Consider the following 26,447-nt stretch of genomic DNA (forward strand, 5'->3'; position numbering starts at 1 on the left):
AATATGAGTTTTGAAATGGATGAAGAAATCCTGCAAGACTTTCTGATTGAGGCAGGAGAGATACTTGAGCTTCTGTCTGAGCAGTTAGTCGATCTGGAAAAGGCACCTGAGGATAAAGATCTTCTTAATGCTATCTTCCGGGGCTTCCACACGGTCAAAGGTGGAGCAGGTTTCCTGTCATTGACTGAACTGGTTGAGACCTGTCATGGTGCGGAGAATATATTCGATAATCTCCGTAATGGTGGCCGCGAACTCACCCCCGAAGTCATGGATATCATTCTGCAGGCGCTGGATACGGTGAACGAGCAGTTCGCTTGTGTTCAGCAGCATCAAGATATCCCAGCTGCGGACCCCGAACTCATTGCAGCACTTCACAAATACAGCAAACCAGAATCTGAAGACGAAGCAGAGCCCGTCGTTGAACCTGAGCCAGAGCCGGAACCTGAAGTTACGGCGGATGCAGGCGATGACGCGATCTCTGGTGACTCTGTCGATGAAATCACTGATGATGAATTTGATAAGCTGCTTGACCAACTGCACGGCGAGGGGCAGGGTCCTGCTGTTGGCGGAGAGCCAGATGTCGTTGCTGATACCAAGGCAGAGTCGGGAGACATTACCGACGACGAGTTTGATAAGTTATTAGATGAGTTGCATGGTGCGGGTAATGGTCCTGCCAACGGAGACAATGGTGATAAGCCTGCATCTCCCCAGTCTTCGACGGTTGAAAGTCCGTCATCGGATGAAATAAGCGATGACGAATTTGAAAAACTGCTCGACGACCTTCATGGTAAAGGTCAGGGACCCAAGGTTACCGCTTCCGAAGATGATTCCAAAGACGACAAAAAAGCTGAACCTAAGGTAGAGGACAAGCCTAAAGCGGCTCTGAAACCTGAACCAAAACCTGCAGCCAAACCGCCTGTCGCGGCAGCCAAATCGCCAGCAGTATCTGAAGAGAAAAAAGCGGCCCCTCAAACTGAGCAGACGGTAAGGGTCAATACGTCGACACTCGATGAAATCATGAATATGGTCGGTGAGTTAGTATTGGCTCGTAACCGACTGGTAAACCTAGCCCAGAACCTCGGCGACGAGAATATGTCTCGCGCAGTGACCGAGCTTGATGTCACCACAACAGATCTGCAGAATTCGGTGATGAAAACCCGTATGCAGCCTGTCAAAAAAGTCTTTGGCCGATTCCCTCGCGTTGTTCGTGACCTCGCCCGTGCTCTGAAAAAAGAAATCGTGCTTGAGATGCGTGGCGAAGAGACAGACCTCGACAAAAACTTGGTTGAGGCTCTCGCTGATCCCATGGTCCACTTGGTGAGAAACTCTGTTGACCACGGCATTGAAATGCCGGATGTCCGGGAAATGAACGATAAGCCCCGTGTGGGTACGGTGACGCTTTCTGCTTCTCAGGAAGGTGATCATATCTTGCTAACCATTGAGGATGATGGTGGCGGTATGGACCCTGATAAACTGAGAGACATTGCGGTAAACCGTGGTGTACTTGATGCTGATGCGGCTGCACGTTTGACAGATAACGAAGCCTACAACCTCATTTTTGCTCCCGGCTTCTCTACCAAAACCGAGATATCAGATATCTCTGGCCGAGGTGTTGGGATGGACGTAGTGAAAACGGCGATATCTCAGCTCAACGGGACGATCAATATCGATTCCAAGCTGGGTCGCGGTACACGTATTGAAATTAAGGTGCCGTTGACGCTCGCCATACTACCAACATTGATGGTCGGTGTGGGCAGCAACCCATTTGCGTTTCCTTTGTCAAATGTCTCGGAAATCATCCCACTTAATCTCGATAGAACAAATACAGTAGATGGCCAGTTGACACTAATTGTGCGTGAGCGAGCATTACCTTTGTTCTACTTGCGAGACTGGTTATGTCCATGGGACAGGGATGGTAAAGAGCACGGTCACGTTGTCATTATTCAGGTTGGACACCAGCCCGTTGCTTTTGTTGTTGACTCTTTGTTCGGTCAGGAAGAGGTAGTGATTAAGCCTCTTGATACCCTGCTACAGGGGACGCCTGGCATGGCGGGTGCAACCATTACAAGTGATGGTCACATCGCCCTGATTCTGGATGTGCCTAACTTGCTTCAGCGTTATGCTGGTCGGCACTAGAAAGAAGGAAACACATGACACTTAAAGTTTTGGTGGTGGACGATTCAAGCTTTTTCCGCCGCCGAGTCAGTGAGATTATTAATGGAGACCCTCGCCTCGAAGTAGTTGACTGTGCTGTTAACGGCAAAGAGGCCATTGATAAAACGGTAAAGCTAAAGCCAGACGTCATCACAATGGACATCGAGATGCCTGTTATGGACGGTATCACGTCGGTGAGGGAAATTATGCGGCGTCAACCGACGCCCATCCTTATGTTTTCCTCACTCACCCATGAGGGAGCCAAAGCAACGTTGGACGCGCTCGATGCGGGCGCTCTGGATTTTTTGCCAAAGAAGTTTGAAGATATTGCCTGTAACCGCGACGAAGCGGTAAGTCTTCTTCAAAATCGTGTCAAAGAGATTGCCAGAAAAGGAATTTTCCTCCGTCGTTCTCCCGTGTTATCTCCGGCTAAAAGCACAGCAACAACACTGGAAAAGCCCGACTCTCTAAAAAAACGTCATTCACTGACTGAAAAAATAAAGCAGTCCAAGACTCCGGTACAACGCGCGCCTTCTGTTTTTAAAGCGACCGGAAAACGTTATCAGTTACTGGCTATTGGCACTTCAACTGGTGGCCCCGTTGCACTGCAGAAAGTGCTGTCTGCGCTACCGGCTAATTTTCCGCTGCCAATAGTGCTCATTCAGCATATGCCAGCGACGTTTACCGCTGCATTTGCAACCCGTCTTAATGGTTTGTGCAATATCACAGTCAAAGAGGCTGAAGATGGGGAAATGATCAGACCAGGAAGTGCATATCTTGCGCCGGGCGGTTTGCAAATGATGATTGATGGACGTCCCGGTTCTTCTCGCATTAAGCTTGTCGATGGTGGTGAGAGAATGAACTACAAGCCATGTGTGGACATTACATTTGGTTCGGCAGCGAAAACCTACGGCAATGGTGTGCTGTCAATCGTGATGACAGGCATGGGAGCCGATGGACGCGAAGGCGCAAGAATGCTTAAATCAGCAGGGTCTACCGTCTGGGCTCAGGATGCGGACTCATGTGTGGTATATGGTATGCCTCAAGCTGTCGCTAAAGAGGGAATATCTACGGAAGATTTGCCGCTCTCGCGCATTGCGGAGCGAATCAAGGTCGAACTTAATCTGGTATAAGGGGCAGGCGTGAAAGTCTGGAGTATTGCTAACCAAAAAGGGGGCGTTGGTAAAACGACCACCACAGTGACACTCGCTGGTTTATTGTGCCAGTCAGGTAAGCGTGTACTCTTAATCGACACTGATCCTCATGCATCATTGACGACCTATCTGGGTTTTGACTCTGATGAGTTGCCCGGCTCACTGTTTGATTTATTCCAGCTTCCCCGTATCGACCGAGATACGGTGAAGCCTCTCATCCTCTCCACCTCCTACGCCAACATTGATCTGATGCCATCTCACATGTCTTTGGCAACCCTTGACCGGGCGATGGGGAATCGCGGTGGTATGGGATTGATGTTGAAGAAAGCATTGGCTTGTCTTGCTGAAGAGTACGACTACGCGTTGATCGACTGCCCACCGATTCTCGGGGTAATGATGGTGAATGCGTTAGCCGCGAGTCATAGGATCATTATTCCGGTACAAACCGAGTTTCTGGCGATGAAAGGGCTCGAGCGAATGATGCGCACGTTGCAGATTATGCAAAAATCGCGCGCGTCATCATTCAAAGTCACTATTGTGCCTACTATGTATGACAAGCGCACCCGTGCTTCTCTCGAAACTTTGCAGCAACTTAAAGCCATGTATCCGGACAACGTCTGGGCATCTGCAGTACCTATTGATACTAAGTTTAGGGATGCAAGTTTAAAAAGCCTGCCACCCTCTTACTATGCAAAAAACTGTCGCGGAGTGTTCGCTTATCATACTCTGCTTAGATATTTGGAGCGGTTAGAGCAGGATGAGAAATAATCACCCCATGTCCAGTGTTCAGGCACTGGATGATTATTTTGAGGCATTGCTGGATGAGTCGGAAGACTCACTACCAGAGGCCCCGGAGTCATCCGACCCTAATCAGCAGGAACTGCCACTTGATGACAGTCCTGTCGAACCAACCGATGACGCTCAGTCCGAGTATTCTAATCGTGCAGAGCACCTGATACCTGAAAGACGCCAAAAATCCCACCTGGATGCCTTGGTCGCTGCCTTACCTGAATCTTCTCCTATACTGCCTGAAACTGTTTTCAAGCGAGTGGCTCCCGATTTATCGCATGTTGAGCGTCTACTGAGCCGACTTAATGAGACAAATGATGGTCCTCAACTGTTACAGCCAGATAGTGACACTGATGTGCTTATTGCTGATGCAGAGGAAGAGCGTATTGATATTGCGCAGGAGATCACTGCAGAAAACACTCAGCTTGCCGATACCGAATTAGGGACGGATAGTGATACTGAGATTGCCAGTAGCGTCATTACAAACGTTGTTACTGAGCCAGAGCCACAGGCCACGTCTCAGACTGAAACGTTGAAATCTGACGATGTGATGACTGAAACCGAGGAGCCAGTATCGGCTGCACAGGATGAAGAAAAGCATCTGGATCAGGATGTTCAACCTGAGACGGAGGAAGGCAGTGACAATGGTCATCCTCCGGGATGGAAAAACGTCGACCTTGGCTTCTCATTCGAGGTTCTGTTTTTTGAATGTCATGGTGTAAAATACGCCGTCCCGTTAGCCCACCTTGGTGGCATCTTGTCGCTGGGTGAATGCAGTCACCTTCTGGGTCGGCCTGACTGGTACATTGGGTTACAGACAGAGAAAGACCAGAAATTAGACGTTGTTGACTTGGCTAAATGGGTAATGCCCGAAAAAATAACAGATAACTGCCATCGCGATGACTATAGTTATATTGTGATCCTAGGGGATAGTATGTGGGGATTAGCGTGCAATACCCTGCTTGGTACGGAAACCCTTGACGGAGAGCAAGTGCAGTGGCGAGAGCAAGCCGGAAGGCGGCCGTGGTTAGCTGGATTGGTCAAGGAACAAATGTGCGTTTTGATTCACGTCGAAGCGCTTACCGATATGTTTAACCAGGGTATAGATGCCCGAGCATTGGCTTAATAGAGCGAAGCACAGCACGTAAAGAGGAAATGAAATGTCTCAGGTAGCTGAATTCCATGAAGAAGAAGTAAAAGACGAGGGCCTGCAGTGGGTGACCTTCCATCTGGAAGATGAAACCTACGGCATCAATGTCATGCAGGTTAAAGAGGTTCTGCGTTACACAGAGATTGCTCCGGTACCGGGTGCTCCCGAGTATGTGTTGGGCATCATTAATCTGCGTGGTCAGGTTGTAACGGTTATCGATACTCGCTCCCGATTTGGCCTTGTCCATGGCGAAGTAACTGAAAATACCCGTATCATTGTTATAGAAACGGAATCTCAGGTTATCGGTATCCTCGTGGATAGCGTGGCTGAAGTTGTAGAACTCCGTGCTTCTGAAGTGGATACTACGCCGAGCGTAGGCACTGACGAAAGTTCGAAGTTTATTTTGGGCGTATGTAACAGAGAAAGTAAGCTGCTCATTCTCGTCGACCTGAATAAGCTTTTGACAGATGAAGAATGGTCTGAGGTTCAGGGACTCTAATGCTCGACATTGCATTATTTTGGTTACCCTATGTGTTGCTTATTGTTTCCTGCGTGATATCAGTGCTGGTGTTACTCCGCAGTCGCAAACATCGGCAAGATATTGAAACCAAAATGCAGGCAATGGAATTGCTTCTCAAAAATAACCGTAAACAACACGATAACCTGATGAATCAGTTTAACGAGTTGCGCACGGGAGCGATGGGCATGAGCCGAAAGCTCGCTGATCTGAGCGACCAGTTCGATTCGCTGGTAGAGAAGCAGAACGAAATAGAAATGTTGGACCCGGATGGGCGTCTCTACAGCCGTGCGACGAAAATGGTTGATTTGGGGGCAGACATTGAAGAATTGATGGAAGAGTGTGATTTACCCAAAGCGGAAGCTGAATTGCTGATGAATATTCGTCGACAGCAAAGGGCGTCAAGGTAAGTTACACCTTCTTATTCAACACCTTCCCCTCCCATTGTGGAGGGTTTTTTCCATCCAGATACCACGCAAACGCAATCAGTTCTGCAATCACGATGTATAGATTCTCTGGAATGGTTTCACCCACTTCCATATTTTGCAACCAGCGCACCAGCTCATGATCTTCATGGATCAATTTACCCTCTCTCTTCATGTCCTCGATCAGTTGTTCAGCCCTGTGATCAAACCCTTTTGCTGCCACTGACGGCGCTCCTTGCCCATCATAGTGAAGTGCGACTGCTGCTTTGATTTTCTGAACGCCTTGCTGTGACCTTGTTTGCTTTGGATCTTGGCTTCCCATATTTCCGCTAACCAATGAGCTTTTTGAGGCAACGTGACGTGTCACACGACGGGAAAGCTCTTTGTTATTTTCATCTGACATCTGTCTGTCCTTATACTTTGATGCTTATGCCGGAAACGTTTTGAGGTTCTTGTGCTGAGCGTTTAGTCTCGACATTGACGTTACCCAATACAATGTTATGACCTGCAAGCACCTGCTCAAGGACAGGAACGGCTTTTTGTACCTTTTGGGTCAATAGATTATTTGATGATTGAAAATCGAGAGACAGTGACGATTTATCCAGTCGCGCGGCCGCAACCAGCAAAGCACCATTATTCATTGGTAAGGTGATTTTTATACAAAAAGCCTGCTCATCTTCTTCATCTCGAGTGTCGTGTTTCTGTTCCCGATACGCTCTGATTTCAATTGGGGGCAATGTAGGCTCATTAACTGGTAATACCCAGTGAAACTGCCCGTCACGCGGGGATTCAGCAATCCTTTTCTCTGCCGTTAACATCAGCATCGCTTTTAATTCAGTACTCGTTGTATCGTCTGCTGAAAGAGCTTGATTCGTCAGTATAGTGAGCAGTGATGCCAATGTTTGGTCCGCGGGACGTTGTCTCAGCCATTGAGAGATAGATTGCGTGTCGCCAGCATTAGGCAGCATTAATTGTTTGAAAAGTTGACGTAATACTGGCTGAAATTGAGAGTCCTGAGCATCAAGACGTCTTGCTAAAAGCGGGAGTACGTTCAATGATTGAAGTAACGCTGTCATGCGGGGAATTTGTGAAGACAGCGGTGACTCTGACGTCGCACCTTTCGATGATAGGGTGAAGTTAGATTCAAGGAGCATTTGTTTGACCAATAGCTCATGATTCTGTCGGTTTACCTTGTTGCCATCCTGGCTTTCCGTCATTGCTAACGGCGGTTTTTTTCCAATTATCACTGACGTAGTTCCCTTTCTGGCGAAGTGGTGGAGCGGCTAACAGTGGCGATCTTCTCTATGATATTATCGGTATTTATTACTATTACTTTATTAGGAAGCAGCATTTTTTATGTTGGATGTTCGGCAGCTAACCAGTATCCGCGGTGAACGCGTTTTGTTTGAAAACCTGAGTTTCAGTGTAGGAGATGGTGAACTGGTTCAGATTGAAGGACAGAACGGTGCTGGAAAAACAACACTTCTTAGGATCATCACAGGTCTTGGTGAGGCCGACGACGGCACCATTTCATGGAATGGGGTCGCTATTCGAACGCAACGCGATGACTTCCACAGTGATTTGCTCTACCTCGGTCATAATACTGGTGTAAAGCGTGAGCTTACCGCCTTCGAAAACCTGTCTTTCTACTGCAAAATGCACCAGATTTCTGCTGATCCGGACAAGCTATGGCATGCTTTAGCTTGTGTAGGACTCGCAGGACGTGAAGATATTCCGGCCGCTCAGCTTTCTGCAGGACAAAATCGTCGAATAGCACTTGCCAGACTATGGATAACCACTGCTAAGATATGGGTATTGGATGAGCCGCTGACAGCAATTGATAAACATGGTGTTAACGTTCTTGAGAAGCTGTTTAAGAATCATGTTAACAACGGCGGATCGGTTTTATTTACAACTCATCAGGATATGTTCGAAAGTGACAAAAGTTTGCGTAAGATCAAATTGGGGGGTGAATGATTGATGCTATTTTGACCGTGGTCCGGCGAGAGTTGATGATAGCGTTTCGGCGACAGGCTGACGTGCTGAACCCAATTTGGTTTTTCATCATAGTGATAACGCTCTTTCCTCTTGGTGTCGGTCCCAGCCCTCAATTATTGGCGGATATTGCCCCCGGTATTATTTGGGTTGCTGCGTTGCTGGCGGCGCTACTGTCGTTAGAACGACTGTTCAGGGATGACTTTATTGATGGATCCCTAGAGCAGATGCTGTTGATGCCCGAACCTCTCTCTGTATTGGTTCTGGCCAAAATACTGGCACACTGGCTTCTTACTGGCCTGCCACTGTTAATCGTCAGCCCTCTACTCGCGGTATTACTTTCTTTAGATATACAAACATACAAAGCGGTGTTGATGACCTTACTTCTCGGTACGCCCACACTCAGTTTCCTCGGAGCTATTGGTGTTTCCCTGACGGTGGGTTTGCGCAAAGGTGGTGTGCTTCTTAGCTTGCTGATCCTACCGCTATTTATTCCGGTATTAATTTTTGCTACGTCAGCAATTGATGCAGCGGCTATGGGACTGGCTATCAATGGGCAACTTGCCATTCTCGGTGCCATGCTGGCTGGCTCTGTGACACTGGCCCCATTCGCCGTTTCGGCAGGGCTAAGAGTAAGTATTCATTAACTATAAAATTGTAAGTAGAGCGATATTGCAATGTGGAAATGGCTTCATCCTTATGCGAAACCCGAAGCAAGCTACAAACTGTGCTCAACATTGACACCATGGTTCATGGTCATTGGCATTTTATCTCTGATCACAGGAACGATATGGGGCTTGCTATTTGCGCCTGCTGATTACCAGCAAGGTGATAGCTTTAGAATCATTTATATCCATGTGCCTGCGGCCATTTGGTCAATGGGTGCTTACATGTCGATGGCCATCGCCGCCTTCATTGGCACCGTATGGCAAATCAAAACGTCTGACTGGGCTGCTGCAGCGATGGCACCTGTTGGAGCTGTCTTCACCTTTATTGCCTTGCTGACAGGCGCTATTTGGGGTAAGCCAATGTGGGGTGCCTGGTGGGTATGGGATGCCCGCCTGACGTCAGAGCTCATATTACTGTTTCTCTATCTCGGTGTGATTGCACTTTATAACGCATTCGATGACCACAAAACCGGTGGGCGTGCTGCGGGGATTCTCGCGATGGTTGGTGTTATTAATCTCCCGATCATTCATTTCTCAGTTGAATGGTGGAACACCCTTCATCAGGGGGCGACCATCACTAAATTCGCCAAACCGTCCATTGCACCTGAAATGCTGTGGCCTCTGTTGCTGAATATTCTCGGCTTTGCTCTGTTTTTTGGTGGGGCAACGCTAATGGGGCTTCGAAACCATATTATCCAGCGAGAATCTCATCGTCCGTGGGTGAGAAAATTGGTTGAGGAGCACTGATATGTATTTTGATTCTTTCTCTGATTTTCTTGCCATGGGGGGATATGCCCCTTACGTATGGAGTGCTTTTGGCATCACAGTCCTCGCAATGGTTGGATTGATTATGACGTCAGCACTTACTCACCGTAAATTACTGCGTGAGATAAAAAACAATCTCGCGCGTGAACAACGTATGAAAAAAGCTAAAGAGTTGGAGAGCACACTATGAACCCAAGACGCAAGAAACGCCTAGGTCTGGCTCTTGCTCTTGTAGTGGGTGCTGGCGCGACGATAGGTTTGATGCTGTATGCGTTAAATCAGAATATAGATTTGTTTTATACCCCAACAGAGCTGGTCAATGGTAAGCCTGACGGTAGTAAGCCTATCGTGGGACAACGTCTCCGTATTGGCGGTATGGTTGTTGAAGGGTCTGTAAAGCGTGATCCTAAATCTCTTAAAGTGTCTTTTAGGGTGAAGGACATCGGCCCAGAAGTCACGGTAACCTACAACGGTATTTTGCCTGACCTTTTTCGAGAGGGGCAGGGCATCGTTGCTCAGGGAGAACTGGTTAACGCGACGACGGTAATGGCACACGAAGTGCTGGCAAAACATGATGAGAATTACATGCCGCCGGAAATTGCAGAAGCGATGGAAAAGTCTCACAAACCGCTGAAATATAGCGATGAGCAGAAACAAGGAACCAGTCTATGATAGCTGAACTGGGTCATTTTACTCTTATTATTGCCCTGGCATTTTCTGTTCTCCTGAGCATTTATCCGCTTTGGGGAGCACAAACCGGGAATCAGGCTATGATGCGCTCTGCGCGTCCGTTGTCAGTTGGCCTGTTTTTGATGTTGTTACTTTCGTTTTTAAGCCTTGCCTGGGCGTTTTATGTTAACGACTTCACTGTCTCCTACGTTGCCAGTAACTCCAACAGTGCCTTACCTTGGTACTATCGTCTGACTGCAATCTGGGGCTCCCATGAGGGCTCACTTCTCCTCTGGGTGTTTATTCAGGCGATTTGGACCGTTGCCGTAGCAATGTTCAGCCGTAATATGCCGTTAGAATCAGTTGCCCGTGTTTTGGCGGTGATGGGAATGATAGGAGTTGGTTTCCTACTGTTCATCATTCTGACCTCCAACCCGTTTGACAGAACCCTGCCTATCTTTCCTATTGACGGACGTGATTTGAACCCGTTACTGCAAGACCCTGGGCTGATCATTCACCCACCAATGCTATATATGGGTTATGTGGGCTTCTCTGTTGCCTTTGCGTTTGCTATCGCGTCATTGATCTCAGGTAGATTAGATACTGCATGGGCTCGCTGGTCTCGTCCATGGACGATGGCAGCGTGGGTTTTCCTTACGCTTGGTATTGCATTGGGGTCATGGTGGGCTTACTACGAACTTGGCTGGGGCGGCTGGTGGTTCTGGGATCCGGTAGAGAATGCTTCCTTTATGCCTTGGTTGGCGGGCACCGCTCTGATTCACTCATTAGCGGTCACTGAAAAGCGGGGTACATTTAAGGCTTGGACTGTTCTGCTGGCGATTTCTGCTTTCTCGCTCAGCCTGCTCGGTACTTTCTTAGTGCGCTCTGGTGTGTTGGTCTCTGTTCATGCCTTTGCCTCTGACCCGGCTCGCGGCCTGTTCATTCTTGCCTTTCTGGTGTTTGTTATTGGCGGCTCTCTATTGCTTTACGGCTTCCGGGCATCACAGGTACGTGTTCGCGGAAACTTTGAACTGCTATCCCGTGAGAACGGTTTACTAGCCAATAATATATTCTTGGTAGCGGCGTTGATTGTTGTGCTGTTGGGCACCTTGCTGCCGCTGGTTCACAAACAGCTTGGACTGGGCTCCGTCTCCATCGGCGAACCGTTTTTTAATACTTTGTTTACTTGGCTAGCCATACCGTTCGCCTTTTTACTGGGTATTGGGCCTTTGATCCGCTGGAAACGCGACAAACTGGAAAACTTCCGCAAGGAGCTCATTGTAACGGCTCTCGTTGCCGTCCCGGGTGGCGTTGCGCTTGTCTGGTTGTTCACCGACACCTTCATGCCGTTGGCGGCAGTAGGCGCTGTAATGGCATTGTGGATAGTGATATTGCAAGGTGTTGAGGCGTATCAACGTGCTACGCATCGTCATGATCTATGGACGGGGCTTGGCAAACTAGGCCGAAGTCACTGGGCAATGGTACTGGGCCACCTCGGTCTGGCGGTGACCGTAATAGGTATCGCGATGGTGCAGAATTACGATATTGAACGTGATGTCCGCATGGCACCAGGCGATACTGTTGAAATTCAGGGATACCAATTTTATTTTGCCGGGTTGAGAGATAAAAATGGTTCTAACTACGAAGGTTATGAAGGTGTGTTTAAGATTTTTGCCGACGGTGAGCAAATATCTCAATTACATGCTGAAAAACGTTTCTATTCTGTTCAGCGCTCCATGATGACTGAGGCCGCCATTGACGCAGGTTTGACCCGTGATCTCTATGTTGCACTGGGCGAGCGATTGGATGATGGCGCTTGGGCAGTGCGGCTGTATTACAAGCCGTTCGTGCGTTGGATTTGGCTGGGTGCCCTGATTATGGCGATTGGCGGTGTCTGTGCAATGTCTGACAAACGCTATCGTTTCCGTAAAGCAGTAAAAACATCAGAACAGGTTGCCCCGACACGTCTGAAGGAAGTCCGTGAATGAATCGATCATTTTTCTACGTACCACTAATATCGTTTATGGTGCTGGTTGTTATATTTTTGTTTGAATTCGATCGAATAATAGATGGGGAAGGTCCTACAAAACTTGAATCTGTTTTGGTGGGGCAAACCGTTCCAGAATTTCGCCTCGAAGATCTGGCCGAGCCGGGTAAGCTTTACGATCAGAGCATTTTTAAAGGTAAGCCATTACTGCTGAATGTTTGGGCAACCTGGTGTCCTACCTGTTACAGCGAGCATACTTTTCTTAATACCCTTGCTGTTGATGGGGTGAAAATTATTGGTCTGAACTACAAAGATGAGCGCTTGAAAGCCATGAACTGGCTCAACAGCCTAGGTAACCCATACCTTATTACTTTGTTTGACGGTAACGGCATGTTAGGGCTTGATCTGGGTGTCTATGGTGCTCCAGAGACCTTTATGATTGATGCAAATGGCATAATTCGTTACCGACATGTCGGCGATGTTAATGACCAGAACTGGAACTCAACGCTGAAGCCTATGTATGAAAAGCTGTTAGCGGAGACTGCATCATGACCAGACTGCTAACAGGTTTTTTCGCTGTGATACTGACATTCTCAGTCTGCGCTGCTGTTGATGTCTATCAATTTGATACGCCGGAACAAGAAGCCCTTTTCCATTCATTGGGAAAAGAGCTGCGCTGTCCTAAGTGTCAAAACAACAATATTGCTGATTCCAACGCCGGTTTGGCACAGGACCTTCGAATGAAGGTTTATCAGATGATCAAACAAGGGAAATCAGAAAGAGAGATCATCGATTACATGGTTGCCCGCTATGGTAACTTTGTCACTTATAATCCTCCTGTTACCAGCTCTACATTTATCCTCTGGGCTGGTCCCGCTCTCTTCATCGTGTTGGGGTTTTCTGTCTTGGTATTGCGCAGCCGGCGCAAAGAGAAAGTTGTGTTGTCAGATAACGCTTTGAACCATGATGAAGAGGAAAGACTGGCCGCTTTACTTGAAGACAGCCAGAAAGAAGAGAAGCAAAAGGATCCGAAGTAATGATCGAACTCTGGTTTTGGGTGGCAACTGCTTTAATTGTGCTGTTGTCCGTGTTGATATTCGTCTTGCCCATGTTCAGCGGAAAAAATCAGGATGTCGCAGCCAGTCGTGACCAACTCAATAAGGCCTTTTATCGCGAGCGTATGTCTGAAATCGACGAGGAAAGTCGCGAGGGTTTGGTCGAGGATAAGTCTGAGTTAGAAGTTGAGCTAAAAAAATCCCTTCTCGATGACATACCGGCCAATAAAGACGTTGTTCAGAGCCAAGGTGTGAAGCTCTGGATGCTAATGCCCGGTATCATTGTACTGGTTGGTCTGAGCTACGGTTTGTATTTTGTTGAGGGGCATAGCGACAAGGTCAGTCATTGGTATCAGGTGACCGAGAACCTGCCTGAACTGTCAGATCGCCTGATGGACAGCGAGGCTGAGCCACTGAGCGATCAGGAAATGACAGATTTGACGCTTGCTTTACGAACCAAACTTCAGCAGTCACCTGACGACGCGACAGGTTGGTTATTGTTGGGTCGTTTAGGGTTATCTAACCGCGATATGACCACCGCATTGGGTGCAATGGAAAAAGCCTACAAACTGAAACCCAATGATATGACAATGAAGCTCGGTTACGCACAGGCAATGTTGTACACGGGCGATGAAACCTATGTCTCGCAGTCCCGAAAAATCCTGCGTGAAGTGATCGGTCAGGATCATACCAATACTCAAGCATACTCTTTACTGGCGTTTGAAGCATTTGGCCGAGGAGCGTTCGACGAGGCGATTGATGCATGGTCTGCAATGAAAGCCTTTTTACCCGCAAATGACTCACGACATAAGATGCTTGATATGAGTATTGCGCAGGCTAAAGCACGCCTCGGTATAACAGACGATACGTCATCGGTGACAGTGACCGTTTCTTTGTCAGATGAGGTGAAAGTTCCGCAGAATGCAGCATTAATTGTCTCTGTGCATTCTGCTGATGGGGCGACAATGCCCTATGCAGCAAAACGAATAAAAGCATCTACTTTCCCAGTCACTGTAACCTTGACTGATGCCGATAACATGCTTGAAGCCCGAAAAATGTCGTCATTGTCTGGCATTGTAGTCAGAGCCCGACTTGATAACGACGGCAATGTGACGACGAAAAAGGGAGACTGGTACGGCGAGAGTAAACCGACAAAGCTGGGAGATAAGTCTCAAGTTAGTATCAATAAACGCTTCTAACTCAGTTATAATTGAGCGGTAGCTTTGGAAGGGCTGGCATTTTGCCAGCCTGTTTTGTTATCTATAATTGGATAAAGTTTTGTATTTTAAGCGATTAATATTAGCCATAGGACTTATTTTCATTGTCACTGGCTGTGTTCAAACCCCTCAGGAGCAAGCTGGACTTGAAGTCAGGACCAACCCTGACGATCCTCTAGAGGAGTTCAACCGTGCCATGTGGGCGGTGAATTACGACTATCTTGACCCTTATTTGGTTAAGCCTGCGTCGGATATTTATGTCGGCTACGTACCTTCCTGGACCCGGAAAGGCCTGTCTAATTTTATTGATAATCTCTCTGAGCCAGCCAGCATGATTAACAGTATTTTTATGCTTGAAGGCAAAGATGCGGTGAATCATTTCAACCGTTTCTGGATAAATACCTTGTTCGGGCTTGGCGGCATTATTGATATTGCCTCAGCGGCCAATATACAGAAAATGAGTGATCGTGAATTCGGCGATGCTGCTGGTCATTACGACGTTGGTCATGGTGCTTACCTTATGATCCCTGGCTATGGACCAACAACGGTACGTGCCTCAGCGGGTAAAGTGGTTGATGGTCTTTATCCACCACTTGCTTTGCTTTCATTTCCTCAGGCCGTCGCAAAGTTCGTGATTGGTGGTCTTGAAACCCGGGCAGAGTTATCAAAGCAGCAGGCGTTGTTAGATAGCTCTCCAGATCCTTATAAGTTCGTTCGTGATGCCTACTTGCAGAATCAAGACTTCAAAGCGCGAGGTAATGATACGGAAGTTGAAGAACTGAATGATGAAGACCTTGAGGGTTTGTTAGATGAAATCGATGAGTGATCGCTAGTTAGCTATGTCTTATCGAATATTAAAAAACGCCATCTGGCGTTTTTAATATTGATCAGGTCTAAGTACATCATCATATTGACCTGATATGCTTAACCAGCTCGTTTGCTACCGGCTCAATATCGCTTCCCTTATCGCCGACGATAATCACTCTGTTCTTGGCGGAATCTTTAATCACTGCTTTCATTTTATCATCAGCAAAGCCTTCCAGAACATTCCCTCTCGGAGGCACCATAAATATTGTCATCTTTTGGCCTTCGTCCGTGATGATATCGAGGTGCAAAGCGGGCCCCTGTCCTCCAAAGTTACAATGATTGACAAAGGTTATTTTGCCCGGAAATGCATCAAAGTATTCGCCAAAAGGGGAGAGCTTTGCGTTGATCTGCTCAAGAGTTGCCTTTTCATTCTTATCTTTTGAGAAGCCAACCTCTTTGTAGTACTGAGAGATCGCCATTTGTCCGAGGCTTTTCTTGCTGGTTTGCGCAACATCCTGTGAAGGTTCGGAGAAAGTGTCCGACCAGTTAAATTGACCAATGGCAACGCCGAATACAAAGGCAACTGACGCTGCGATAGACATATTGAATGAAGGTTTCAGCTGTTTTTTCTCGATCTCGCTTTTATGTTTAAACATGATCTTATCTGCGAGGTCTTCCGGAACGTCAACACGCAGTGCTTCGTCTAATATTTCATCAAACTGCTCGAGCTCTTTTTGAAACTTTTCATTTGATGCAGAAGCCTTGCGCATCTCCAGAACCTCAGGACTGTTGTCCTGTGGATCCGCCAGAATACGTCGACGAAATTCAAGTTCGTCCACTCAGTTTCCCTCCCGCCTCGGTCTCTTGCTGCTCCATGACATCTTTTAGCTGGCTGCGCGCACGAAATAGTCGTGTCATCACGGTATTTTTGTTCAGGTCGAGGATATTAGCAATTTCCTCTCCGCTATAACCAGCAAGCACCTGCAAAACAAGAGGCTCTCTGTATTCTGGTGCCAGACGCATGATCTGTCTGTGTAACCATTGATGCTCGAGTTTTGTCTCGTCAGATAGCTGATCTGCTTCTACCTGATGATCGTCAATATCTACCAGCTCAAGTTGTTTACGTTCAAAGCGGCGGGCATTTTCCCGGCGTAAAATCGTAATCAACCAAGATTTCGCGGCATTTTCATCCTGTAAACTGTCCATTGAGCGCCAAGCTCGCAGGCATGTTTCCTGAACCAAGTCCTCAGCCACACTACGATCTTTCGTCAGCCAATAGGCGTATCTGAACAAGTCCTTGTGCCAGACCCTGACTAACGCCTCATAGCGCTTTTCTTTATGAGTGGCTTCGGAAACTTTCTCACGTGCTTTTTTATTACGCAAGTTATCGAAAATTTTTATAGCCATTCCATTTCATTCCTCGAAGGCTCCGAAAAGAGGTGATAAATCCCCCTAGTAACCAAAGCTCATCCAGTGAGTTTAGTATCTTTTCCCCAGCGTAGTTAAACACGACATGCTTTTTGGATGGGTTGTAATTATGAGAACAATGTTGTTTTAAAAATGCACAAAACGCATGAAAGTAAAAATATACTCTGAATAACATATTCACTAAATTGCAAACAATATGGGTATCGAAAAAAAGAGCCAATATAAACTGATTTCATATGTGAGACAGTGCAAAATAAGATAATAAAATAGTTAATATTCAACATAATAATGATGAATCGATATGACAAACGAATGCGTCTTGTCTCACAATGAAGACTGTATTCAAACGTATGTTTTATTTTTATTAAAAAATGGTTAGTATTTGGTGGTCTGACCTCTTATAAGCAGCTAAGGAGCAGCTATGACCAAGCGACAGAATCTGACCACCCGCCAGGGAGAGAGAATTGCAGTAGTCTCTGGCGTTCGCACACCATTCGCCAGACAGAGCACCGCCTATAAGGATGTACCAGCGATTGATCTGGGAAAAATGGCGGTCAGCGAACTGTTGACCAAAACCGAGATTGATCCCAAGTTGATCGATCAGGTTGTTTTCGGCCAAGTGCTTCAAATGCCAGAAGCGCCAAACATTGCGCGCGAAATTGTTCTCGGGACAGGTATGAACATTGGAACTGATGCATACAGTGTGACTCGCGCCTGTGCGACCAGCTTCCAGTCTGTAGCAAATGTCGCGGAGAGTATCGTTGCTGGCACCATTGATATTGGTGTGGCAGGTGGCGCAGATACGACCTCTGTTGTTCCGATTGGTGTATCGAAAAAGCTCGCTTCCACATTATTAGATTTATCAAAAGCAAAAACCCTGAGTAAGCGTCTCAAGTTGCTCAGCAATTTAAAACTAAAAGATCTTGCGCCTGTTCCTCCTGCGGTTGCTGAATATTCAACCGGCCTTTCTATGGGACAAACAGCGGAGCAAATGGCAAAAACTCACAGTATTAGCCGTGAAGACCAAGATGCGCTCGCACACCGTTCACACAGCCTTGCCGCAAAGGCATGGGAAGACGGTCTGGTGCGCGATGAGGTACTGACTGCTTTTCCTGAACCCTACAAACAATGGTTTGATAAAGACAACAACGTGCGTTTGGACTCAACGCTCGAGGGATACAAAAAACTCCGTCCTGCGTTTGACCGCAAACACGGTTCAGTGACAGCAGCAAACAGCACACCATTGACTGACGGCGCGGCAGCTGTTCTGCTGATGCGTGAGAGTCGTGCAAAAGAACTTGGCTATGAGCCTATTGGATACATTCGCTCATTTGCATTCACTGCCACGCAAGTAGAAAAAGATATGCTGATGGGGCCATCTTATGCCACGCCTCTTGCGCTTGACCGGGCTGGACTCACATTATCTGATTTAACTCTGATCGACATGCATGAAGCGTTTGCTGCTCAAACACTGGCTAACCTCAAGATGTTTGCATCAGATAAATTCGCCAAGGATGAGCTGAACAGAAGCAGTGCCATTGGTGAAGTAGACATGGACAAATTTAACGTGCTGGGTGGCTCAATTGCATACGGACACCCATTTGCCGCAACGGGCGCGCGTATGATCACCCAGACACTGCGTGAACTGCAGAGACGTGGCGGTGGTCTGGCTCTCAACACCGCATGTGCTGCGGGAGGTTTGGGTGCCGCAATGATTCTGGAGGCTGAGTAATGACAGAAGTAGCACAACAAAGCGAAAGCACATCCGCTTTCACACTGAGATTTGCTGATAACGGTGTCGCCTGGCTGGCGATTGATGTACCGGGTGAAAAGATGAACACACTTCAGGCGTCCTTCGATGCTGAGGTGAGTGAGGCGCTGACTGCATTAGAAGCGCGAAAAGACCTGAAGGGATTAGTGATTTATTCAGGTAAGCCAGACAACTTCATTGCTGGTGCGGATGTGAAAATGCTGAGTGCTTGTCAGACCGCAGAAGAAGCGGAGACGCTAGCCCGTCGTGGTCAGGAATTATTTGCCAGACTTGAAGCCTTATCTGCACACGTTGTTGCCGCCATTCACGGCCCTTGTCTGGGTGGTGGCCTTGAGCTGGCGCTGGCATGCCACAGCCGTGTAGTGTCAGACGACGATGCAACCCGACTGGGTCTGCCGGAAGTACAGCTTGGCCTGCTCCCGGGGTCTGGTGGTACCCAGCGACTCCCACGATTGGTGGGTGTAGCTAATGCTCTGGACATGATCCTTACAGGGAAACAACTTCGCGCCAAGAAGGCCAAGAAACTCGGTGTTGCCGACGACTGTGTGCCCAAGTCAGTGCTACTCGACATTGCCGAAGAGCTTGCGCTTAAGTCAAAACCTAAGCGTAAAGGCGGTGACTGGAAAGAGTGGGCAATGGCGAAAAATAGTCTGGGCAGAAACTTTGTCTTTGATCAGGCAGCAAAGAAAACCCGTGAGAAGACACGGGGTAATTACCCTGCGACAGAAGCGATTCTTGAAGTGATCAAGCATGGGCTTGAGCACGGCATGAAAAAAGGTCTGGCTCAAGAGGCCAAACGCTTTGGTGAACTCGTTCGAACGCCTGAATCTGCCGCACTTCGCAGCATCTTCTTTGCTGTGACAGAGATGAAGAAAGAAAATGGCGCTGACGCTGAGCCAAAACCATTGACTGGTGTGAACGTGCTTGGTGGCGGTTTGATGGGGGCGGGTATTGCTCATGTCTCTGTGACAAAAGCGAAATTACCTGCTCATGTTAAGGATGTCAGCAATGATGGTGCATTGAATGCACTCCAGTACAACTTCAAGCTGCTGGACAAGAAGCGCAAACGCCGCATCGTCAGCAAGTCAGAAGTTCAGCAGCAAATGTCCAAGATCTCTGTTGGAACCACATTCCAGGGGATGAAGCGAAATAACGTGGTGGTTGAAGCGGTATTTGAGGATCTGGAACTCAAACGTAACATGGTCGCGGATATTGAGAAGGAATTGGGCGAAGATACTATTTTCGCGACCAATACTTCATCGCTACCTATTCACCAAATCGCTCAGAATGCTGCCCGACCTGAAAATATTGTTGGTCTGCACTATTTCAGCCCGGTAGAAAAAATGCCGCTGGTTGAGGTCATCTCACATGAAGGGACCTCACCTGAGACGATTTCTACCGTCGTGAAACTTGCACGTAAGCAAGGCAAGACGCCGATTGTTGTCGCTGACAAAGCCGGATTTTATGTAAACAGGATCCTTGCACCTTACATGAACGAAGCGGCGATGACGTTGCTGGAAGGTGAACCGGTAGAACACATTGATAATGCATTGGTAGACTTTGGTTTCCCTGTTGGGCCAGTTACCTTGCTCGACGAAGTAGGCATAGATGTGGGTGCGAAGATTGGCCCTATCCTGACGGCTGAACTTGGAGAGCGTTTCAAAGCGCCAGACATCTTCAATGCATTTATCGAGGAAGGACGCAAGGGCCGTAAGAGTGGTAAAGGGGTTTATCTATACAATGGTAAAAAGAAAACCGTTGATAAAGATGTCTATAAGATCCTGAAAATCACTCCTCAGGTCAAAATGGATGGTAAAGATTTGTCTATCCGCTGTACGCTGATGATGCTTAATGAAGCGGCCCGTTGTCTTGATGAAGGCGTTGTGGCGTCTGCCCGTGACGGCGATATTGGCTCGATTTTCGGTATTGGTTTCCCTCCTTTCCTTGGCGGTCCTTTCCGTTATATGGATACCTTGGGCATCAAGAAAGTGGTCGAGATGCTTGAAAACCACAGTAAAAAATACGGTGATCGATTTGCGCCATGCGAGAAGCTCATCGCCATGGCAGAGTCTGGAGAGACATTCTATTAATCTACTCTGATTCATAACGAAAAAAGCCCCGAGATACGCTTCGGGGCTTTTTTATGTCTAGCATCTTAGTGAATTGTTCAAGACATCATTCTGATTCTAAACGTGACTCACGAAAGGCCAGCACATCAGTGAGTTTGCCTTTCGGGTCATTTAAGCATTGATCTGGATGCGCGGAACCGCAGCTGTGCATGATGAGGCGATCAGAGGTTCTTGGTTTCAGTTTGTTGACAATAAACCTCACCATATCTGAACGCTGCATGTTTTTGAGCGTATCAGCTACTTTTCTGCGTTGGGAAAATTCATTGTCCTTGTTACCAATACTGATCCAGTAGCGCTGAGATCTCGCCCTGAGATTAGCATCGGGTTCTTCCACCTGAGCGATCAGCCCTTGCTTACTTTGCTGGAATTCAGCATCGCTGAGCTCTAGTAGGATCATGAAAAATGCATTGAGGAAGTCATCTATCGCATCGATCAGGACACTCGGGCCGGCCAATGGCGACTGGACATAGAAGATAAGTCCAGGGTGTCGGTTAAGTGGCATGTTACCCGACCCAACCATATAACCCAGTTGTTGCTTCGTACGCAGGTCATTGAAGAAGACAGACGACATCAGATGATGAGCAAAAGTGTAAAGGGCTATATTCTCTGGCCCTGTCTCATGGCTTTGGAAATAGACCATGACAGCAGAGTCCTGATGGTCACAGTTGAACTCAAAGCTTCGACTACCAGCCTGATGGAGTAATAACAGAGGCCGTGTCGATTCCTGATAGGTCTGCTCATCAACCCGCAGGGCATCCTTGATGGTCTCAGCCAGTGAAAGCGTATTCTCCCGGTGCCAGTTGCCGTAAACGAACATTTCAACATGCAGCTCCGACATCACTTTCTCAATAAACGGCGGTAGCTCAGATACTTCAAGTGATTCCAGTGCTTCAATCAAAGCAGAGTAGGGAGGATTATTGGGCTGGAGTATCCCCGTCATCGCATTATAGAGCTGACTTATAGGCTTGTTCTGGGCCGAATTGCGCCAGCCACGCAGTAACTGGGTTTTGATAATATCAAAACGCTCAGGCTTGAAACTGCGGCCTTTGAATTTCTCTAGAATCAATGCCAGCAACAGGTGTTGTTTTTCATTAAAGCCACTGAGTTTCAGCGTAAACCCGCCTTGATGAGCATAAAGGTTGTAGCTCAGCCCAGCAATCTCTGCCTGATAAGCATCTTCATTGATGGATTCAAGCAGCATCTCAACGCTGACCCGGCTTTTGACGATATTCTCAACAGAAGACACCGAATGGGGGCTGTCGACGGCAACATAGATCATGCCCTTAGGAACCCTGAACTCGTTATCCTGACAGTGCCAGAGCCTGAAACCCGGTAATTCCTGAATCATTTGCGGCGTCAATTGATCCGGCTCTTCCAGCGGCAGCGGTTCGAGTTGGTAAGATATAAAAGGGTTCTTCTCTGGCATCACCAGAGCCGGAGAGATATGAGCTGACTGCCATTTTTCCTTTTGAGCGTCACTGAACGGTTTTACGGCGTAAGGCGTGTTGTACCATTTAGCGAATTTGTCGTACTGGTATCCCTGAGCAATAAGAGTCAGCCTAAGATTATCCGGGCTGAGATGACAGAGCATGGTATTGATTAGCTCCTCATCATACCCCTCCATCATATAGTCGCCATACATGGCATCCTCAGGCTCATAGTGCATCAGATTCATCACCAGATGACTCACTGCATCAATAGGGCGAGAGGGTTCCTGAAAGCGAAAAGCCATTTCCTGAACCGCTTTCTTTTCCGCGTATCGCCATTCATCAAGACCCTGTTGTTTGATGAGGTTGATGGTTTGAAAAGCATAACTGACGATATCATCGATATGGCTCATACCCAGCTCGGTAAGACTCATACTGATGACAAACTCTCTGAAATTTGAGCCGCTTATTCCCCCGCCTGCTGACAGAGTATTAATAAATCCCTTGTTCTTTAGCATCGACATCAGGCTTCCGGGACCCTCATACCCTAAAAGGTGGGCGATGTAGGACAATGGCTTGATGCGGTAATGATGCCGGTTTTCAGGCAATGAGAAAGCAAGAGTGAGCTTACGAACCTCCTTCAAAGGCTCAACAATGACCATCTGACCAATTTGCTCGGGAAGCACATAAGGCTCTGGTGATCGGAACGGCTCTTTCCCGTGATCTGGGATAGAACCGAAGCAATGGGTCGCCGCTTTTTCCAGATCATCAAGGGATAGGGGGCTGATCAGTGCCGCAGTCATTAAGTTGGCACTGTATTGCTGCTGATAAAACTCAATCAACTCATCGCGAATCGTTTTATCATCGCGATCCGCTAACGTATCAATACTCCCGACCGAAAACTTGGCAAAAGGGTGGGCTGGGTTAATGGTTTCTTTCTGTACTTGATAAATACGCCTGACATCATCCTGAATTTTGAGCTTGTATTCAGAATCAACGGCCTGACGTTCTTTCTCAACGGCCTCCGCATTGAATAAAGGTGCGGAGAAAAACTGGCCGAAACGATCCAGTGCTTCGCCATAGTAATTGTGGTGAATATCGAAGAAAAACGTCGTGTTTTCAGTTCCGGTCCAGGCGTTATTGCTACCACCATGTCGGCTGATAAATGACTGAAACTCACCGACGGTGGGGTATTTCTCTGTACCGAGGAATAACATATGTTCAAGAAAGTGTGCCAATCCTTCCCTGTCTTCGGGGTCGCAAAAATGGCCGACATTGACAGTCAGCGCCGCTGCACTTCTAGGTGACTGTTCATCATGAATCAGCAGTACTTTGAGTGCGTTTGCCAGAGTGACAATGCGGTATTCTCGGTGATCATTTGGGCTTTTGTGCACAAGACACCTTCAACGGTTGGCAAATATGGTCAGACAATTATGACGAGAGGTTGGCAAACAGGCAAACAATCACTTCCCCGATTATGTATTTCACTGCTAGCATATCCCTGTTAGTTGTAATGTGATGATTATTGCCGTATGCAAATATATATCCTTCGCCATGGAGAGGCGACACCCTTCGCTGCATCCGATGAGCAACGTCCTTTGACTGAGCATGGTGCTGAACAGACTGCCATTATTGCAGACTGGCTGAGTTCTCAATTGAAAGAAGGCATCGATACTGTTCTTGTAAGCCCATATTTAAGGGCTCAGCAAACTTGGCAAGTATCTGAAAAATATCTTCCTGCCCCACGAAAAGTGATCACAGACGACGGGATCACGCCTTACGGTGACGGTGAGGATGTCGCCGATTACCTGAGAGCGATGATCAGTATTGAAAAGCCGGATAGTATTCTTCTGGTATCCCACCTGCCCCTGGTAGGCTATCTGACATCTGAGCTGGTCTTAGGTATTCAGCCACCTGTTTTTTCAACGTCAGCGGTCGCTTGTGTTGACTATGACCCGGAAACTGAGAAGGGTAAGCTCCTCTGGTTGCAAAGCCCGGGTAAACTAAATAACGCTCGGTAATCCAACTAGGCATAATGAACCCGCTGCCATTCTGGCAGCTCAACACACCAAGCTCTTCGTCCAGACGATCTGAATATGAGTATCATCAGGTCGTTTGCGGATATCTTTTCATCAAACCCATCCGCTTCATTTACGCAGCGTAAAAACCATTTAATTACTGACAGTCGAATTAAGTCACCTTCATCTTGCAAAGCCTTGTGCTGTTCAAAAAGCCAACGAAAAACCTTGATAAAAAGAACGATGTTTTTTATATTGTGGACGCTGTTTTTTAAGCTGAATATCACTGCGTTTTATTCATGGAGGAATTGCGTAAATATCAAAACCTTTTGCTGTTCAGGGCGTAATTGGCAGTATCGGGTCGTATAGGTAACAGAAGATGTTTCACAAGATTTCGCTTATTTCAATCATCGCGGCCTCTTTAATTGGCTGTGGCGGTGGCGGAGGGGGGGGCAGCGAGAGCCCTGAAACGGGAAAAACCAAAGAGCCCACTACCCAATCCGATAAATTATCCTGGCAAGTTGACGGTGAATTTATCGAAGCAAACGTACCTTACATCCACTCTGATAAAAATCTTCAATGGTACGTTGATGGCAAAATTGTTCACCTAGCAACAAGCACAGTGCTATTTGCTAAAAAGTCTTATGAAGGCAAGACAATATCTGTCTGCCTTATGGACAGCGAGCGTAAAAAGGCAACTCAGTGCTCTGATAAGAAAGTATTTCTAGGGATTGAAGGAAAAGCGCCTGAGGTATCCTCAGTTGAGATTTTGCGTAATGGCAAGGCTCCCAGTGAAGTATTGCCGGGGGAGACACTCACATTGTCGTACCGCTACTATGACAGAGACGGTGACAGTGAAAATAAGGCAGACACGAAGATCTTCTGGAATGGCCTGCAAACAAACTCTCACACATTTGAAGTCCCTGAAAAACTTAAGGGCAAAACAATATCCGTTTGCCTTATAGCTAGAGCGAAAACGGGCCTGCCGAAAACATCGAAGAAAGAATGCAGCCAAAAAGTCAGTGTCAAGAACGAAACCCGACCGTTTGGATTATATAACATTCATACAAAAGGTTATTTTTTCGACAAACAGACAATTACGGTTGATAGCGAAATAGTGAAACCCGTTGGTTCACATATTGTTGGGGAAACATACGAGCTGGAGTCCATTCCTGACGCTCGCTTTTACAATAATGCGCTGAATGTGGACAGAGCATTGATTGCTGGGATTTATAAAAACTGGCAAAAGGAGATAGATCCCAGTGGTCCCTCCATCACAGTGAAAATGCGTGTGCGAATTCGATACAAAGATGGCTCAACCGGAGATTTTGTCGGTAGCAGTCAGAAAATCTATATCCCACATATCGAGGCAGTAAGCGGGCGTCTGGATAATACATCTATGGGTACATGGAAAGAAGCGAGAAAGTTAGACGACATAAATAAGTTTTTCAGTATCTACCCGGGGTTAACACTAAAATTTAGACACTTTCCTGGTTTTAGTCGAATTGGTGTGAGGGCCGACGGTATATTCTCGCAGGCCTCAACAGAAAACTTTGATGGAACAGGAGACTTTGAGTGGACATTCCACAATATCTGGAAGAGTGTTAGCGGACGATGGAATCGCTCATATGAGCAAAGTAAACCAGTCAATATATGTATCGAAAGAACACAAGAAAATAAAATAACAACAGAAGATTTTTGTACAGAACTTGCGATTTATCATGGTGTTAAAGGTGGAATCAATCTTGACAGTCCTGAGCGAGGTGTAGGGCGTTTGGGGTATTGGGAATATGCTGCAACAGGATGGTTAAAGACCAACAAAAAATCAGCGAAGATCCGGATTCACCGCCCAATTACGGCAGAGGATTTGGCTGCCGATAACGATCATTATGATGCAGTTGAAATAAGCTATGCAGATGAAGATACAAATGAATATTTAGCAAAATTCGTTAAGGGCGTAATGATGAAACCAGAGGTGGCTGCCCGTTTCTGTCGAAACAACAACATGAGGCTAATGACAGGCACAGACTTTATCGGGGCGCTCTATGGTACAGAAGAATCCAAAAAGTATACGGCGTATAAACTTTTATTCAGCGCAAAAAATTTCCTCCGTGAAACGAAACCTAATGATGTGTTGATGATACGGGAGGATGGTGAAAATCATCCACATAAAGGTGATTTCAGGGTATTGACGAACCCATATTCCTATCAGCGGGAGAGTGATGGCAAGAGGAAACGTCCATCATTAGCTGTTGAAGCGAATAAAAAATATCGCTTTGCCTGTGCCGAAATTAAAGACTTTTAATGACGAAAAAGCCACCG

The 26,447-nt window shown here is 47.1% G+C and carries 25 protein-coding genes; 20 read left to right on the plus strand and 5 right to left on the minus strand.

Annotated features, from left to right (window positions below):
- Positions 1-3: 3 nt before the first annotated feature.
- The 6 genes from A8L45_RS15995 to A8L45_RS16020 are packed head-to-tail and all read left to right on the plus strand — an operon-like array spanning position 4 to position 6,174.
- Positions 4-2,136 (plus strand): chemotaxis protein CheA, encoded by a 2,133-nt coding sequence (locus A8L45_RS15995; RefSeq protein WP_068904089.1) that lies wholly within the window; start codon positions 4-6, stop codon positions 2,134-2,136.
- A 14-nt stretch (positions 2,137-2,150) separates the two neighbouring features.
- Positions 2,151-3,287, plus strand: coding sequence for a protein-glutamate methylesterase/protein-glutamine glutaminase (locus A8L45_RS16000; protein ID WP_068904091.1), 1,137 nt, complete (start codon positions 2,151-2,153; stop codon positions 3,285-3,287).
- Between the two features lie 9 nt (positions 3,288-3,296).
- A complete protein-coding gene (locus tag A8L45_RS16005) occupies positions 3,297-4,076 on the plus strand; it encodes a ParA family protein (RefSeq protein ID WP_068904093.1) in 780 nt (259 codons plus the stop codon).
- Positions 4,066-5,223, plus strand: coding sequence for a chemotaxis protein CheW (locus A8L45_RS16010; RefSeq protein WP_068904095.1), 1,158 nt, complete (start codon positions 4,066-4,068; stop codon positions 5,221-5,223). The genes A8L45_RS16005 and A8L45_RS16010 overlap by 11 nt, the downstream gene beginning before the upstream one ends.
- 34 nt (positions 5,224-5,257) lie before the next feature.
- The gene (locus A8L45_RS16015) at positions 5,258-5,746 is read left to right on the plus strand and encodes a chemotaxis protein CheW (protein WP_068904097.1); all 489 of its coding nucleotides are present in this window, start codon (positions 5,258-5,260) and stop codon (positions 5,744-5,746) included.
- Positions 5,746-6,174: a DUF2802 domain-containing protein gene (locus A8L45_RS16020; protein ID WP_068904100.1), complete on the plus strand. Its 429-nt coding sequence runs from the start codon at positions 5,746-5,748 to the stop codon at positions 6,172-6,174. The genes A8L45_RS16015 and A8L45_RS16020 overlap by 1 nt, the downstream gene beginning before the upstream one ends.
- 1 nt (position 6,175) lies before the next feature.
- Here A8L45_RS16020 and A8L45_RS16025 read toward each other — a convergent pair whose 3' ends face one another.
- Both A8L45_RS16025 and A8L45_RS16030 read right to left on the minus strand, forming a co-directional pair.
- The gene (locus tag A8L45_RS16025; protein ID WP_390336260.1) at positions 6,176-6,592 is read right to left on the minus strand and encodes an EscU/YscU/HrcU family type III secretion system export apparatus switch protein; all 417 of its coding nucleotides are present in this window, start codon (positions 6,590-6,592) and stop codon (positions 6,176-6,178) included.
- Between the two features lie 10 nt (positions 6,593-6,602).
- Positions 6,603-7,436, minus strand: a complete 834-nt coding sequence (locus tag A8L45_RS16030) for a hypothetical protein (protein WP_068904102.1) — start codon at positions 7,434-7,436, stop codon at positions 6,603-6,605.
- A 109-nt stretch (positions 7,437-7,545) separates the two neighbouring features.
- Between A8L45_RS16030 and ccmA the strand changes: the two genes are divergently transcribed.
- From ccmA to A8L45_RS16080, 10 genes are all read left to right on the plus strand, one after another.
- Positions 7,546-8,166, plus strand: coding sequence for a cytochrome c biogenesis heme-transporting ATPase CcmA (gene ccmA / locus A8L45_RS16035; RefSeq protein ID WP_068904104.1), 621 nt, complete (start codon positions 7,546-7,548; stop codon positions 8,164-8,166).
- Entirely contained in the window at positions 8,163-8,831 is a 669-nt protein-coding gene (ccmB, locus tag A8L45_RS16040) for a heme exporter protein CcmB (RefSeq protein ID WP_068904106.1), read from the plus strand. Before ccmA ends, ccmB begins: the two co-directional genes overlap by 4 nt.
- A 30-nt stretch (positions 8,832-8,861) precedes the next feature.
- Positions 8,862-9,599: a heme ABC transporter permease gene (locus tag A8L45_RS16045; RefSeq protein ID WP_068904108.1), complete on the plus strand. Its 738-nt coding sequence runs from the start codon at positions 8,862-8,864 to the stop codon at positions 9,597-9,599.
- 1 nt (position 9,600) lies between these two features.
- Positions 9,601-9,807: a heme exporter protein CcmD gene (ccmD, locus tag A8L45_RS16050; RefSeq protein ID WP_068904110.1), complete on the plus strand. Its 207-nt coding sequence runs from the start codon at positions 9,601-9,603 to the stop codon at positions 9,805-9,807.
- A complete protein-coding gene (ccmE, locus tag A8L45_RS16055) occupies positions 9,804-10,289 on the plus strand; it encodes a cytochrome c maturation protein CcmE (protein WP_068904112.1) in 486 nt (161 codons plus the stop codon). The genes ccmD and ccmE overlap by 4 nt, the downstream gene beginning before the upstream one ends.
- Entirely contained in the window at positions 10,286-12,274 is a 1,989-nt protein-coding gene (locus tag A8L45_RS16060) for a heme lyase CcmF/NrfE family subunit (protein ID WP_068904115.1), read from the plus strand. Before ccmE ends, A8L45_RS16060 begins: the two co-directional genes overlap by 4 nt.
- Positions 12,271-12,825: a DsbE family thiol:disulfide interchange protein gene (locus A8L45_RS16065; protein ID WP_068904117.1), complete on the plus strand. Its 555-nt coding sequence runs from the start codon at positions 12,271-12,273 to the stop codon at positions 12,823-12,825. The genes A8L45_RS16060 and A8L45_RS16065 overlap by 4 nt, the downstream gene beginning before the upstream one ends.
- A gap of 26 nt (positions 12,826-12,851) precedes the next feature.
- Positions 12,852-13,310 (plus strand): cytochrome c-type biogenesis protein, encoded by a 459-nt coding sequence (locus A8L45_RS16070; protein WP_175402003.1) that lies wholly within the window; start codon positions 12,852-12,854, stop codon positions 13,308-13,310.
- Positions 13,310-14,527 carry a c-type cytochrome biogenesis protein CcmI gene (ccmI, locus tag A8L45_RS16075; RefSeq protein WP_068904121.1) on the plus strand — a complete coding sequence of 406 codons (1,218 nt, stop codon included), beginning with the start codon at positions 13,310-13,312 and terminating at the stop codon, positions 14,525-14,527. The genes A8L45_RS16070 and ccmI overlap by 1 nt, the downstream gene beginning before the upstream one ends.
- Positions 14,528-14,606: 79 nt before the next feature.
- Positions 14,607-15,371 carry an MlaA family lipoprotein gene (locus A8L45_RS16080; RefSeq protein WP_068904123.1) on the plus strand — a complete coding sequence of 255 codons (765 nt, stop codon included), beginning with the start codon at positions 14,607-14,609 and terminating at the stop codon, positions 15,369-15,371.
- A 79-nt stretch (positions 15,372-15,450) separates the two neighbouring features.
- Here the strand turns inward: A8L45_RS16080 and A8L45_RS16085 are convergent, their stop codons facing one another.
- Together A8L45_RS16085 and A8L45_RS16090 are read right to left on the minus strand one after the other, a co-directional pair.
- Positions 15,451-16,191 carry a DUF3379 family protein gene (locus tag A8L45_RS16085; RefSeq protein ID WP_068904125.1) on the minus strand — a complete coding sequence of 247 codons (741 nt, stop codon included), beginning with the start codon at positions 16,189-16,191 and terminating at the stop codon, positions 15,451-15,453.
- The gene (locus A8L45_RS16090) at positions 16,178-16,759 is read right to left on the minus strand and encodes a sigma-70 family RNA polymerase sigma factor (RefSeq protein WP_068904127.1); all 582 of its coding nucleotides are present in this window, start codon (positions 16,757-16,759) and stop codon (positions 16,178-16,180) included. The genes A8L45_RS16085 and A8L45_RS16090 overlap by 14 nt, the downstream gene beginning before the upstream one ends.
- A gap of 442 nt (positions 16,760-17,201) precedes the next feature.
- Between A8L45_RS16090 and fadI the strand changes: the two genes are divergently transcribed.
- On the plus strand, positions 17,202-18,512 hold the full coding sequence (gene fadI, locus A8L45_RS16095) for an acetyl-CoA C-acyltransferase FadI (protein ID WP_068904128.1): 1,311 nt from the start codon (positions 17,202-17,204) through the stop codon (positions 18,510-18,512).
- On the plus strand, positions 18,512-20,641 hold the full coding sequence (gene fadJ, locus A8L45_RS16100) for a fatty acid oxidation complex subunit alpha FadJ (RefSeq protein WP_068904129.1): 2,130 nt from the start codon (positions 18,512-18,514) through the stop codon (positions 20,639-20,641). Before fadI ends, fadJ begins: the two co-directional genes overlap by 1 nt.
- A gap of 85 nt (positions 20,642-20,726) precedes the next feature.
- Here the strand turns inward: fadJ and A8L45_RS16105 are convergent, their stop codons facing one another.
- The gene (locus A8L45_RS16105) at positions 20,727-23,501 is read right to left on the minus strand and encodes an insulinase family protein (protein ID WP_139122400.1); all 2,775 of its coding nucleotides are present in this window, start codon (positions 23,499-23,501) and stop codon (positions 20,727-20,729) included.
- 138 nt (positions 23,502-23,639) lie between these two features.
- On the opposite strand from A8L45_RS16105, the gene sixA reads away from it, so the two are divergent.
- Both sixA and A8L45_RS16120 read left to right on the plus strand, forming a co-directional pair.
- On the plus strand, positions 23,640-24,128 hold the full coding sequence (gene sixA, locus A8L45_RS16110; protein ID WP_068904130.1) for a phosphohistidine phosphatase SixA: 489 nt from the start codon (positions 23,640-23,642) through the stop codon (positions 24,126-24,128).
- A 376-nt stretch (positions 24,129-24,504) separates the two neighbouring features.
- Positions 24,505-26,430 carry a hypothetical protein gene (locus A8L45_RS16120; protein ID WP_068904133.1) on the plus strand — a complete coding sequence of 642 codons (1,926 nt, stop codon included), beginning with the start codon at positions 24,505-24,507 and terminating at the stop codon, positions 26,428-26,430.
- Positions 26,431-26,447: the final 17 nt, after the last annotated feature.

Source organism: Veronia pacifica, from assembly GCF_001707825.1.
Taxonomy (GTDB): domain Bacteria; phylum Pseudomonadota; class Gammaproteobacteria; order Enterobacterales; family Vibrionaceae; genus Veronia; species Veronia pacifica.

Excerpts from the sequence above, each read along its gene's own strand:
- ccmA (WP_068904104.1), top strand. The coding sequence starts at position 7,546 with ATGTTGGATGTTCGGCAGCTAACCAGTATCCGCGGTGAACGCGTTTTG.
- A8L45_RS16015 (WP_068904097.1), top strand. The coding sequence starts at position 5,258 with ATGTCTCAGGTAGCTGAATTCCATGAAGAAGAAGTAAAAGACGAGGGC.
- A8L45_RS16000 (WP_068904091.1), top strand. The coding sequence starts at position 2,151 with ATGACACTTAAAGTTTTGGTGGTGGACGATTCAAGCTTTTTCCGCCGC.
- A8L45_RS16020 (WP_068904100.1), top strand. The coding sequence starts at position 5,746 with ATGCTCGACATTGCATTATTTTGGTTACCCTATGTGTTGCTTATTGTT.
- A8L45_RS16090 (WP_068904127.1), bottom strand. The coding sequence starts at position 16,759 with ATGGCTATAAAAATTTTCGATAACTTGCGTAATAAAAAAGCACGTGAG.
- ccmE (WP_068904112.1), top strand. The coding sequence starts at position 9,804 with ATGAACCCAAGACGCAAGAAACGCCTAGGTCTGGCTCTTGCTCTTGTA.
- A8L45_RS16060 (WP_068904115.1), top strand. The coding sequence starts at position 10,286 with ATGATAGCTGAACTGGGTCATTTTACTCTTATTATTGCCCTGGCATTT.
- ccmD (WP_068904110.1), top strand. The coding sequence starts at position 9,601 with ATGTATTTTGATTCTTTCTCTGATTTTCTTGCCATGGGGGGATATGCC.
- A8L45_RS16065 (WP_068904117.1), top strand. The coding sequence starts at position 12,271 with ATGAATCGATCATTTTTCTACGTACCACTAATATCGTTTATGGTGCTG.
- A8L45_RS16025 (WP_390336260.1), bottom strand. The coding sequence starts at position 6,592 with ATGTCAGATGAAAATAACAAAGAGCTTTCCCGTCGTGTGACACGTCAC.
- ccmI (WP_068904121.1), top strand. The coding sequence starts at position 13,310 with ATGATCGAACTCTGGTTTTGGGTGGCAACTGCTTTAATTGTGCTGTTG.
- A8L45_RS16045 (WP_068904108.1), top strand. The coding sequence starts at position 8,862 with ATGTGGAAATGGCTTCATCCTTATGCGAAACCCGAAGCAAGCTACAAA.
- A8L45_RS15995 (WP_068904089.1), top strand. The coding sequence starts at position 4 with ATGAGTTTTGAAATGGATGAAGAAATCCTGCAAGACTTTCTGATTGAG.
- sixA (WP_068904130.1), top strand. The coding sequence starts at position 23,640 with ATGCAAATATATATCCTTCGCCATGGAGAGGCGACACCCTTCGCTGCA.
- A8L45_RS16120 (WP_068904133.1), top strand. The coding sequence starts at position 24,505 with ATGTTTCACAAGATTTCGCTTATTTCAATCATCGCGGCCTCTTTAATT.
- fadI (WP_068904128.1), top strand. The coding sequence starts at position 17,202 with ATGACCAAGCGACAGAATCTGACCACCCGCCAGGGAGAGAGAATTGCA.
- ccmB (WP_068904106.1), top strand. The coding sequence starts at position 8,163 with ATGATTGATGCTATTTTGACCGTGGTCCGGCGAGAGTTGATGATAGCG.
- fadJ (WP_068904129.1), top strand. The coding sequence starts at position 18,512 with ATGACAGAAGTAGCACAACAAAGCGAAAGCACATCCGCTTTCACACTG.
- A8L45_RS16010 (WP_068904095.1), top strand. The coding sequence starts at position 4,066 with ATGAGAAATAATCACCCCATGTCCAGTGTTCAGGCACTGGATGATTAT.